Consider the following 11,611-nt stretch of genomic DNA (forward strand, 5'->3'; position numbering starts at 1 on the left):
CCAGCACGGCTTCATCTCTTCAAAGCCGGTTCAGTTCGTTCCCGGTTCGCTCAAGCTTCGAGCGCCAGCGTCGCGAACGTGGCGAGCCAGTGCTCGCCCATGTAGTCGCCGGTCACATGCGGCAGCGCGCTGTGCAGATGACGCTCGGCCGCATCGAACAGCACGGTGCGACGCACGTCGCCGGCGGGCAGCGCACGCGCGAGCGCACGCTGGCACCACGCGCGGCTCAGATTGAGGCCGTCCAGATGCGCGATCTTGCCGTCGCTGCGATCGGTCACGGTGACGGGCTCGAACAGCGTCGCCGGTTTTTTCGCGCCGAGGTCCGGCAGGAAGCGTCCGAACCAGTCGGTGAACTGCGCCGACGGCAACACACGCCGCATCAACTCCGCTTCCATCAGCGACGGCGACAGGAATTCGTCGCCGGCCGGCTCCCATGCCTGACACGCGACGTCGTCCAGATACCAGCGCTCCGCGGTGCTGACGATCAGCGCCTCGAGCGATTCGCGCGAGGTTTGCCGCGCGAAATCGAGCGTCAGCGCGAGCGCGAACGCCATGTTGAAGTGCGTGCCGACGCGCAGCGGATAGGTTGCTTTCGGCAGGAACTCCTCGAAGCGCTCGACGAACGCCTGAGTGAGCGGCGCGAACGTCTTCGCACAGCGCGCGGCTTCCGAGATTTTCATCGACTGCAACTGCGCGCCGAGCGCGAGCAGCCACGCCCAGCCATACGGCCGCTCGAAGCCGCGGTTGTGCGGCAGCTCCAGATACGCGAGTTCGCCGGCGACGTTCGCCGCGGTGAAATGCTCGTCGACCACGGCGACGATGCGCGCGGCCTCGGGCAGATCGGGGAAGCGTTCGAGCAGATGCAGGATCAGCCAGTAACCGTGCACGCACGAATGCCAGTCGTAGCTGCCGTAGAAGATCGGATGCAAGGCGCGCGGACCCTGCACGTCCTGCGGTCCTTCAAGCGAGTGCGTGAGCTTGTTCGGGTATTCGCGCGTGAGGTGGGCGAGCGCGACATTGGCGAATCTGGACGCGAATTCGCGGGTGAGCTGGGTGGTCATCGGCGGTTCCTCAGAAGCGGAATACGAACACGTACGACAGTATGGTGTTGACGATCGGCAATAGTAAAGCGGTCGGCCATTGCGCCTTGATCACGCCGTTCTGGTCCTTCAGTTCGAGCAGCGCGGCGGGGACGATGTTGAAGTTCGCCGCCATCGGCGTCATCAGCGTGCCGCAGAAACCAGATTCTTCGTTTCGACGAAAGGCGCGTACTTGAGCGTCAGCGTACCGACCAGCGTGATGAGAGCACGCGGCCGGTGGTGGCCGCATGCAGGCGCCCAAACGCGCTGACGATCTCCACCGTCTGCAAGCCGCCGGCCATCCCGGTCGCGACGCCGGCGATCGTCATCACCAGCAGCGCGTTGAAGCGCAATGCGAAGCCGAGTGCCACGATCGGCACGCCAATCAAAACCCCCATCCGGCTCTCCTTGCTTCGTTTCCTCGACGCTTGGCGACGGAATCTAACGCGAGACTTTATTGATAAATAGTCGATAAAATCTACTCATCGGGTAAACGCCGAGAAAGTGGCAGCGTGTGCGGGAAACGATCAACCCGCGGTCATACCCTCCGCCGTCAACTGCCGCAACTGCTCCAGCAGCTTGACCGCCGGGCTCGGCAGAATCCCCTGGCGCCGCCGGAACGCGGTCAACGTGCGCCGCCCGACCACGCCTGGGACGCCAAGCGTATCGAACACGCCGGCCTTGCTTTCGGTCACGTACATCGTCGACGCCATCCAGCTCAGAAAGCCCGAACGCGCGACCAGGCTCTTCAGCGCCGTGACCGAGCGCGTTTCGACGACGACGTTCGGCAGTCCCAGCCCGCGCTCGGCAAACACGCTCTGCATGTGCTCGAACGGGCCGGTGCCGCGTGGCGGAATCGCCCAGCGTTCGCCCAGCGTGTCGGCGAGCGTGAGTTCGGGCTTGCGCCGCAGCGGATGATCGAGCGCGGCGACCACGTAGCTCGCGTCTTCCCAGCGGCAATCGGCGATCGCGGTGATCTCGTCGGTATCGGGCACGGCCATGCTGAGCGCGAGATCGATCTGACGTTTGACGAGCGCATCGGCGAGCCGGTCCCACACGCCCTCGATGATCTCCACGCGCAGGTTCGGCCACTTCGTCAACACGCCGCTCACCGCGAGCGGCAGCACGAGGCTCGCGATGCTGCCGACCGCGCCGACGCGGATCGTGCCGCGCGCGAGGCCGCGCATCGCGTCGATTTCCTCGCGCGCCTGTTCGGCTTCGCGTTGCAACAGGATCGCATGCGGCAGCAGCGCCTCGCCGACCGCGGTCAGATGCATGCCGCGCGAATGCCGCTCGAACAGCGGCGCGCCGACCTGTTCCTCGAGACGGCGGATGGTTCGGCTCAAGGCCGGCTGTGTGATGTGCAGCGCTTCGGCGGCGCGTCCGAGGCTGCCGCTCTCGACGATCACCGCGAACGCCTGCAGTTGTTGCAGGTTGTAAGTCATGCCGAAAGGTAATGCCTTTTTGCGAATTGGGCAATTTTCGGCTACCCCGGCGGCCGTGATAATGGCCATTCGATTTTTCGCGCTCACCAGACAGGAGACTTCGCATGACAAGCAGCGCGCCGCAGCAGAATCAGGCACACGCAAAAGAACAGAGCACGCGGTGGACCGTACGCGACGCGGTCATCGACTTCGCGCGCCGCGTCGGCATGACGTCGATCTTCGCGAACCCGGGCTCGACCGAGCTGCCGATGTTCCGCGATTTCCCCGCGGATTTCCGCTACGTGCTCGGTCTTCAGGAAGCGGTCGTGGTCGGCATGGCCGACGGCTACGCGCAGACCACCGGCAACGCGGCGTTCGTGAACCTGCATTCGGCGGCGGGCGTCGGCAATGCGATGGGCAATATCTTCACGGCGTTTCGCAACCGCACGCCGCTCGTCGTCACCGCGGGTCAGCAGGCCCGCTCGATCCTGCCGTTCGAACCGTTCCTCGCCGCGACCCAGGCCACCGAATTGCCGAAGCCCTACGTGAAGTGGAGCATCGAGCCGGCTCGCGCGCAGGATGTGCCGCTCGCGATCGCGCGTGCGTACGCGATCGCGATGCAGGAGCCGCGCGGCCCGGTGTTCGTGTCGATTCCCGCCGACGACTGGGATCAGCCGGCCGAGCGCGTGGCCGACCGCGAGGTCGCGCACATCATGCGACCCGATCCGGCAATGCTCGAACGCATCGGCACGGTGCTCGACGCGTGCGAGCGGCCCGCGTTCGTGGTCGGTGGCGCGGTCGATCGCGCGGACGCGGCGGCTGAAGTCGTGCGCCTCGCGGAGCGGCATTCCGCGCGCGTCTACGTCGCGCCGATGACAGGACGTTGCAGCTTCCCCGAAACGCACCGCCTGTTCGCGGGCTTTTTGCCGGCGCTGCGTGAGCGCATCGTCGAGTTGCTCGGCGCGCACGACGCGATCTTCGTGATCGGCGCGCCAGCGTTCACGTATCACGTCGAAGGCAGTGGTCCGCATGTGCCGCCGGGCTCGCGGCTGTGTCAGTTGATCGACGATCCGGGCGTTGCCGCATGGACGCCGCAGGGCATCGCCGCGGTCGGCAACGTGCGGCTCGGCGTGCAGGATCTGCTCGCGCGCGCCGCGCCCAAAGCGCGCGAGTTGCCCGCGCCGCGCGCGGTGGCGCCGCGAGCGCTGCCGCCCGCGCGGGGCGAGCGGATGTCGGTCGCGTTCGCGTTGCAGACGCTCGCCGAAGTGCGCGATCCCGATGGCATCGTCGTCGAGGAAGCGCCGAGCTCGCGGCCCATCATGCAGACCTATCTGCCGATCGCGCGCGCCGGCACGTTCCTGACGATGGACAGCGGCGGCCTCGGCTACGGCATGCCGGCGGCGCTCGGCGTTGCGCTTGCGCGGCCGGGCGAGCGCGTGATCGCGCTGATCGGCGACGGTTCGAGCATGTACTCGATTCAGGCGATCTGGAGCGCGGTGCAGATGCAGCTACCGATCACATTCGTGATCCTGAACAACACGCGCTACGCGGCGTTGCAGGATTTCGCGCCGGTGTTCGGTTTCGCGCCTGGCGAAACCGTGCAGGGCACGGACCTGCCGGGCCTCGACTTCGTGACGATCGCGGCGGGCATGGGTTGCCCTGGCGCGCGCGTCAGCGAGGCGGCTGAACTTGCCGACGTGTTGCGTCGCGCGCTGACCGAACGTGACTTGAAAAGCGGTCCCACGCTCGTCGAAGCGATCGTCGCGTAACGGCGCTTCCCATTCACGAACAGGAGAGAGACCTACGATGAAAAACGTATCGATGCTGATCGGCGGCGAGCAGACACAGGCGCGCAACGGCGCGAGCTTCGAGCGCCGCAGTCCGCTCGACGGCGAAGTCGCGACGCGCGCGCCGGCCGCGACCGTCGAAGATGCCGTGGCCGCCGCCGATGCCGCCGCGGCCGCCTTTCCGGTGTGGTCCGCGCTCGGACCGAGCGAGCGCCGCGCGCTGCTGACGAAGGGCGCGCACGCGCTCGAAGCGAAGGCCGAGGCCTTCGCGGCCGCGATGGCCGCCGAGACCGGCGCGTCGGGCATCTGGGCCGGCTTCAACGTGCATCTCTCGCTCGATCGCGTGACGCCGGACATGCGCATCTATCACGACGAATCGTTCGGGCCGGTCAAGCCGATCGTGCGCGTGCGTGGCGAGGAAGCCGCAATCGCGTGTGCGAACGACAACGAATACGGCCTGTCGGCGGCAGTGTTCAGCCGCGACACGGCGCGCGCGCTGAACGTCGCTAAACGCATCGAGTCGGGCATTTGTCACGTGAACGGCCCGACCGTGCACGACGAAGCGCAGATGCCGTTCGGCGGCGTGAAGGCGAGTGGCTTCGGCCGCTTCGGCGGCAAGGCGGGGATCGCGGAATTCACCGATCTGCGCTGGGTCACGCTGCAAACGATGCCGCGTCACTATCCGTTCTGATGAGGCGCGACGCGATGGGCTCGCTGTTCGGCGGCCAACTCGCCGAAGCGGGCCATCGCGTCGCACCGTCCTGCCGACAGCAAAAAAAATCGAACAACGCGCGTGCAGCGCAAACAACGGAGACAGGTTCATGAGTTTCGTTCCTCCCGCTTCGGCCGCGGCCTCGACCGCGACCGCGCGCGACGACGCGGCGCTCGCCGGCATCGCGCGCGGCGGCAACACGGTCGACATCGGTTATGCACTCGACGACGGCCCCTACACGTTGCTGCAGAAAATCGCGGTGGTGCTCGCGGCGCTGTCGATCGTCGTCGACGGCTTCGACAGCCAGCTGATCGGCTTCGCGATTCCGATGCTGACCAAGGAGTGGGGCGTCACGCGCAACGCATTTGCGCCGGTGGTTGCGTCGGGGCTGGTCGGCATGGGTATCGGCAGCGCGTTCGCGGGGCTGTTCGCCGATCGCTTCGGCCGCCGCTGGGCGGTGATCGGCAGCGTGTTCGTGTTCGGCCTGGCGACCTGCGCGATCAGTCTCGCGCCGAACGTCGCGGCCATTGCGGCGCTGCGCTTTATCGCGGGGCTCGGCATCGGCGGCGCGCTGCCCACATCGACTACGCTGACCGCCGAGTTCACGCCCGCGCGTTTTCGTACCTTCGCGGTGACGGCGACCATTCTGTGCGTGCCGCTGGGCGGTATGGTCGCCGGATTGTTCGCCGGCCAGGTGCTGCCGGTTTATGGCTGGCGCGGTCTGTTCGTAGCGGGTGGTGTGCTGCCGCTCGTGCTCGCCCTCGTCCTGCTCGCGGCGCTGCCGGAATCGCCGCGTTTTCTGGCACGCCGTCCGCATCGCTGGCCCGAACTCGTGAAGCTGCTGCGGCGCATGGCGCGCGACGTGTCGGCCGATGCGAGCTTCACCGATGTGCGCGAACAAAGCGCTGAGAAACACGTCGGCTTTGCCGCGCTGTTCCGCGATGGCCGTTCGCGCGACACCGTCGCGATCTGGGGCGCGTTCTTCATGTGCCTGCTCGCGGTGTATGCGGCGTTCAGCTGGCTGCCGTCGATGCTGACGAGTGAGGGTTTGAGCGTGTCGCTCGCGGGCTATGGCCTGAGCGCGTACAACCTCGGCGGCGTAATCGGCGCGGTGCTGTGCGCGCTGGCGATCGGGCGCTACGGCTCGCGCTGGCCGCTGCTGCTGTGCTGCGCGGGCGGCGTCGCGAGTGCGTGGATGCTGCTCGGCGTCGGCGCGACGCAGCATACGGCGTTGATGATCGTCGGTCTCGGCTTGCACGGGCTGTTCGTCAATGCGGTGCAATCGACGATGTACGCGCTGTGCGCATACGTCTATCCGACCAGCGTGCGGGCGACGGGCACCGCGTCGGCACTCGCGTTCGGCCGCGTCGGCGCAATTCTGAGCGCATTCGCCGGTGCCGCGGTGATCACGGCCGGTGGCGCATCGGGCTATCTGCTGATGCTCGGTATCGCAATGGTCATCGTGCTGATTGCGCTGGCGGTGGTGCAGCGGCATATTCCGCGTCGAGGCGCCGAGAGCGCGCGCTGATCGACGCGACGTCTCTCGCGGTGCGTTCGTATCGCGAGGGACTTTTTCGCGCGATCTGATTTTCCCCTATGCAAGAGCCTGTTTCTCGCGCATCGCGGCGGTTTCCACTTGCCCCATGCACGAGCGACGCTATCAACCTTGCTGAATATAAACCGGTAACGCCACTGCATTCGCCGCCGGATCGCCGGCCGCATTGGTCGGCAAATACTGTGTCTGAAACGCGGTGAACATCGCGGCAAACCCATCGGCGCGCTGCACGATCACCGCGCCGTCCTGGAACGCGCCGTTTTCGTTGTAATGCGGGCCGCGCGGATTGCCCTGATTCATGTGAGTCTCGTGAAGGCCGTCCTTCTTCGGCAGAAACAGAAAGCCGAACCCATAGACCACGATGCCCGCGGTGGTCGGTGTCCAGAAATCGCGGTTGTGCAACTGGCCGCTGCCGTTGTCGTAGGGCAGACTTTGCGACGGCTTGCTTTCGTCGATGGTGAGGATTTCGTCGATGATGTCGTTGACGTCGGCGCGGTTGCCGTTTTGATCCTCGTAGGGGACCGGCCGCATGCGGTGAATGTCGAGCAGGCTGCTGTCCTGGAAGTAATCGAGCCGTGGAAAGCCGCTCGTGTAGAGGCCGAGGTTCAGGGGCTGCAGTTTCGCGCTGAGTGGATCGGCGAAGTTCAGATCGGCATAGAAGTACACGTCGTCGTTACCGCTTGCGCCCGGTTGCGTCGACGCCGAATTGACGACGATGTTGAATGGCGTGTTGTCGTTGCCAGTCACCGTGATCACATAGTGCGGACTGCCTATATACGAATCTTTGAAAGGCGCCGCGCGCAGCAGTTTTCCCTTGAACATGCAGTATTCGTTCATGACTGAATGACCTTCTCGAAGTTGACGATCGGAAAGCGACGTATCCAAGCATACGGTGCTACACGTCGATAAACAACCGCGCCCGCTGTCATACGCTTGCAATGTTTTTATCCCGACGCTATTGCGGTGTGCGAGCAATGGTCATCACGCGTGGCGCTACGGGTTGGAGACGCGCAAGGAGAAGGCGTGGCATTTCCTCGCGTCGGACGACGGCTGACGGCCAGGCGGCCGTCGAACAGATCAACGAGGGGTGCTCGACGGAACGAAGTCGCCCGGTCAATGCGCCCGCGATCGGCGACCTGTTCGATCTTTTCGACTTCGACCGGGACGCCGACGAGCACGGGCATCATGACGGGTCGCACCCGGACCATGACGCAGGCAACGGCGGTAAGGGCTGGTGGCCTCTCTGACCATAACCTGGAACGCTCGCGCGACCGGTACAACGTAAAGTAGGACCGCAGCGCATTCCGGCGGCGGTCACGGGGGGCAGATGATTGGTGCGATCCTGCGGCTGACCGGCGATTTGAAGGCTGTGCGGGCACTCGAGGGCTGAGGGAAACTGAATCGCAACCATGCAGTGCTATCGGATGCCCACCTGCCGCGCGGTCGCATCGATCGCCGCTTCTGCCTTCGAGACGATTTCGTCGATTTCCGGCCGGCTGACCACGAGCGGCGGCGACAGCAGCATCCGGTCGCCGCTCGCGCGCATGATCAGATTGCCGTTGAAGCAGAAGTCGCGGCAGATCGTACCGACATCGCCGCCATTCGCGAAGCGCTTGCGCTCGAGCGGCTTCTCGGCGAGTTGCACGCCCGCCACGAGGCCCGCGCCGCTGATCTCGCCAACGATAGGATGACCGGCGAACGTCTCACGCAGCTTCTTCTGAAAGTACGGACCCGTATCTACTTTGACGCGCTCCACGATCCTCTCGTCGCGCAGCAGTTTCAGATTCGCAAGCGCGACGGCCGCCGCGACCGGATGCCCGGAGTAGGTGAGGCCATGATTGAAGTCACCGTTGTCGATCAGTGCGCGGGCGACGCGATCATGTAGACCGACAGCCCCCATCGGCACGTAACCGCTCGTCAGTCCCTTCGCGAGCGTGATCAGGTCCGGCTCGAAGCGGAAGTGCTGATGCGCGAACCATTCGCCGGTTCGGCCGAAGCCGCCGATCACTTCGTCCGCGACGAGCAGCACGTCGTACTTGCGGCAAATGCGCTCGATTTCCGGCCAATACGTGTCAGCCGGAAAAATCACGCCGCCCGCTCCCTGGAAAGGCTCACCGATAAATGCGGCGACATTGTCCGCACCGAGTTCGAGAATCTTCGCTTCGAGCTGCCGCGCGCGAGCCAGCGCGAATTCTTCCGCCGTCTGATCGCTTGCCGCTTCGCCGAAGAAATAGGGCTGATCGATATGTACTATGTTCTCGACTTTCGATGGCATCTGCTCATGCATATAAGCCATGCCGCCGAGCGTGCCGCCCGCGATCGTCGACCCGTGATAAGCGTTTTTGCGCGCGATGACGAACTTCCTCGCGGGCTGTCGTTGCGTCGCCCAGTATTGATGGACGATGCGCAGCACGGTGTCGTTGCCTTCCGAGCCGCTGTTGCAGTAGAAGAAGTGATTGAATGGGGCGGGCGTCAGTTCGGCGAGCAGGGCAGACAGTTCAATCACGGGCGGATGCGTCGTCTTGAAGAACGTGTTGTAGTACGGCAGTTCCCGCATCTGCCGGAATGCGGCGTCGGCCAGTTCCTGGCGGCCGTAGCCGACGTTCACGCACCACAGTCCCGCCATGCCGTCGATGATCTTGTTGCCCTCCGAGTCCCACAGGTACACGCCTTGCGCCTTGACGATCACGCGAGTACCCGCGCGATTAAGCGAGCCCATATCCGAGAATGGGTGGATGTGATGCGCGGCATCGAGCGCGCGGTATTCGGCGGTGCTGCGAGATGTGGCTTGCGAGGTCGGCGCGTCTTTCGTGCCGCCATGCTGCGACGTTTCCTTTTCCGCATACATCACGTCTTCAGTCTTATGGCTCATACTGCCTCCGTCTATTCAAGGTTCTCATTGACCGATTGACCGATCGGCCCGCAGCACTCAAACGTGCAGCAGCAAGTGCCGGCGTTCCCACGAACTGATCACGCGGAAAAACGCTTCGTATTCGGTCTCTTTCAACGCGAGATACGCGCGGACGAACTGCTCGCCGAGTACTTCGGCAATCGGCTCGCACGCGCTCATCGACGTCAAGCCTTCTTCGAGATTGCGCGGTAATTGATAGGGCAGGGCATAGCCGTCGCTCGCCAGCGGTTCGGTTGCGGCGAGCCGCTGCGTGATGCCGAGATAGCCCGCCGCCAAGGTCGCGGCAATCGCCAGATACGGATTGCAATCGACACCCGGAATCCGGTTCTCGATGCGGCGCGCGACCGGCGCGGAATGCGGAACCCGGAAGCCGACCGTGCGATTGTCATAACCCCACGCGACATTGATCGGCGCGGCCATGAAACGCGACAGACGCCGGTACGAATTGATGTACGGCGCGAAGATCGGCATCAGCGCCGGCGTGTATTTCTGCAAGCCGGCGATATAGCCGGTGAACAGCGAGGTCGGCTCGCCGTCGGCGGCGGTGAAGAGGTTGCGGCCGGTTTCCATATCGACGAGGCTTTGATGCATGTGCATCGCCGAGCCCGGTTCACCTTCCATCGGCTTCGCCATGAAAGTCGCGTACATCTTGTGACGCAACGCCGCTTCGCGCACGGTGCGCTTGAAGAGAAACACACTGTCCGCGAGCTTGAGCGGATCGCCGTGCATGAAGTTGATTTCCATCTGCGCGGCGCCGACTTCGTGTATCAGCGTATCGACTTCGAGTTCCTGCACGTCGCAGTACTCGTAGATGTCTTCGAACAACGGGTCGAATTCGTTGACCGCTTCGATCGAATACGCCTGGCGTCCGGTTTCCGCGCGACCCGTGCGTCCGACCGGCGGTTGCAACGGCAGATCGGGATCGCGGTTCATGTCGACCAAATAGAACTCGAGCTCCGGCGCGATCACCGGTTTCCAGCCGCGCGCCTTATATAGTTCGAGCACGCGCCGCAGCACGCAGCGCGGCGAGATTTCGACCGGCGTGCCGTCGAAATGCACGCAATCGTGAATCACCTGCGCGGTCGGGTCGACTGCCCACGGAATCATCCGGATCGTGCTCGCGTCGGGTACGCACACCATGTCGGGATCGGTGACGCCGGTCAGCGAATCGCTTTGCGGATAGTCGCCGGTGACGGTCTGGATCATCACCGCCTGCGGCAGACGCATCGATTCGCCCGATTCGAACTTGCTGCGCGGAATGATCTTGCCGCGCGCGATGCCGGCCATGTCCGGAATAATTGCTTCGATTTCGGTGACATGATGCTTTTTCAGAAATTCGTCGATGTCATGCATGATTGTTCTCTCTGTTTTGGTCCGCGATCTGGGTCATGTGTGCAGGGTTTCGTGTATTCATGCGCGGGCGACACGCGTCGCCGAAGGCGCGAAATATCGCGCGGCGAGGTGGGAAAACGCGAAGGCGAGTCGACGCCAAAGCGAATCCGCGCAATAACGCGCAGCGCTTACCCGATTAGAAGCGGCTCGATTGAATCCGTCGCGATGCGCGGTGATCAGTCAGTGCCGCGCGGACGCAAGCAGCCAGCTCGCGAAAACGCGAGCAAACGGACGAATCGAGCAGCGAAAAGAGATGAAAGAGGAGAGGCGCTACGGCAGCAGCGAAGCGACTTCGTCTGTGCGCACCGCGATGAACGCGCGCGCGGAGAGGACGTTGCGGCGTCGAACGGAACGACGCGACAGGACTGTGATGACGGACAGAAAGCGGCGAAACGCAAGGCTGCCGTTGCTGCCGTCGGCGCTGGCGCCGTCAGCGCAAGTACAACGCGCCTGACTGCGATTCCAATTCACCAAAGGGCCTCGGACTCTCACGATGACACTCGACTGGCGTAGTTGAGGGTATTGAACGGCCTGTTTCGAATCCACAGCGGATATTGAAGAAACAGGACACGGGTTGATCGAGAAGAAACGGTACTAGCTTAATTCGCCGCGCCGCCCACAAGATCTCCCACTAGCTAGGGAAACGCTGATTAATGGAGCTCGGCGGTCATCGCTCACGTAGCCGAAGACGTTATAGAAGGCAGCTCACAGAACGGACTCACGAGGATGAAGAGGCAGATCGGCTTCGCGG

Annotated in this window: 10 protein-coding genes and 1 pseudogene; 3 read left to right on the forward strand and 8 right to left on the reverse strand. The window is 64.1% G+C overall.

What is annotated here, in order from left to right:
• Positions 1–50: 50 nt before the first annotated feature.
• The 4 genes and pseudogenes from HWY30_RS07535 to HWY30_RS07550 all read right to left on the reverse strand — a co-directional run bounded on the left by HWY30_RS07535 (position 51) and on the right by HWY30_RS07550 (position 2,524).
• Positions 51–1,061 carry a DUF2891 domain-containing protein gene (locus tag HWY30_RS07535; protein WP_090806833.1) on the reverse strand — a complete coding sequence of 337 codons (1,011 nt, stop codon included), beginning with the start codon at positions 1,059–1,061 and terminating at the stop codon, positions 51–53.
• 10 nt (positions 1,062–1,071) lie between these two features.
• Positions 1,072–1,245: pseudogene (locus tag HWY30_RS07540) on the reverse strand (5-oxoproline transporter, DUF979 family subunit); the annotation flags it as partial.
• A gap of 34 nt (positions 1,246–1,279) precedes the next feature.
• Positions 1,280–1,477, reverse strand: a complete 198-nt coding sequence (locus HWY30_RS07545) for a 5-oxoproline transporter, DUF969 family subunit (RefSeq protein WP_425199361.1) — start codon at positions 1,475–1,477, stop codon at positions 1,280–1,282.
• A gap of 129 nt (positions 1,478–1,606) precedes the next feature.
• Complete coding sequence (locus tag HWY30_RS07550; RefSeq protein WP_090806829.1) at positions 1,607–2,524, reverse strand: LysR family transcriptional regulator; 918 nt, start codon at positions 2,522–2,524, stop codon at positions 1,607–1,609.
• Positions 2,525–2,628: 104 nt separating this feature from the next.
• Here HWY30_RS07550 and mdlC point away from each other — a divergent pair, with 104 nt between their 5' ends.
• From mdlC to HWY30_RS07565, 3 genes are all read left to right on the forward strand, one after another.
• Positions 2,629–4,272, forward strand: a complete 1,644-nt coding sequence (gene mdlC, locus HWY30_RS07555) for a benzoylformate decarboxylase (protein ID WP_090806827.1) — start codon at positions 2,629–2,631, stop codon at positions 4,270–4,272.
• A 52-nt stretch (positions 4,273–4,324) separates the two neighbouring features.
• Positions 4,325–4,981, forward strand: a complete 657-nt coding sequence (locus HWY30_RS07560) for an aldehyde dehydrogenase family protein (protein WP_482052124.1) — start codon at positions 4,325–4,327, stop codon at positions 4,979–4,981.
• Between the two features lie 130 nt (positions 4,982–5,111).
• Positions 5,112–6,530 (forward strand): MFS transporter, encoded by a 1,419-nt coding sequence (locus HWY30_RS07565; RefSeq protein ID WP_090806823.1) that lies wholly within the window; start codon positions 5,112–5,114, stop codon positions 6,528–6,530.
• Between the two features lie 132 nt (positions 6,531–6,662).
• On the opposite strand, the gene HWY30_RS07570 is transcribed toward HWY30_RS07565, so the two are convergent.
• The 4 genes from HWY30_RS07570 to HWY30_RS41480 all read right to left on the reverse strand — a co-directional run bounded on the left by HWY30_RS07570 (position 6,663) and on the right by HWY30_RS41480 (position 11,352).
• Positions 6,663–7,394: a DUF2278 family protein gene (locus tag HWY30_RS07570; RefSeq protein WP_090806822.1), complete on the reverse strand. Its 732-nt coding sequence runs from the start codon at positions 7,392–7,394 to the stop codon at positions 6,663–6,665.
• Positions 7,395–7,974: 580 nt separating this feature from the next.
• The gene (locus HWY30_RS07575; RefSeq protein WP_090806818.1) at positions 7,975–9,429 is read right to left on the reverse strand and encodes an aspartate aminotransferase family protein; all 1,455 of its coding nucleotides are present in this window, start codon (positions 9,427–9,429) and stop codon (positions 7,975–7,977) included.
• 57 nt (positions 9,430–9,486) lie between these two features.
• Complete coding sequence (locus HWY30_RS07580) at positions 9,487–10,821, reverse strand: glutamine synthetase family protein (RefSeq protein WP_090806816.1); 1,335 nt, start codon at positions 10,819–10,821, stop codon at positions 9,487–9,489.
• Between the two features lie 309 nt (positions 10,822–11,130).
• Positions 11,131–11,352, reverse strand: coding sequence for a hypothetical protein (locus tag HWY30_RS41480; protein WP_026226309.1), 222 nt, complete (start codon positions 11,350–11,352; stop codon positions 11,131–11,133).
• Positions 11,353–11,611: the final 259 nt, after the last annotated feature.

Origin of the sequence: Paraburkholderia tuberum STM678 (genome assembly GCF_902833905.1) — a bacterium.
Lineage (GTDB): Bacteria > Pseudomonadota > Gammaproteobacteria > Burkholderiales > Burkholderiaceae > Paraburkholderia > Paraburkholderia tuberum.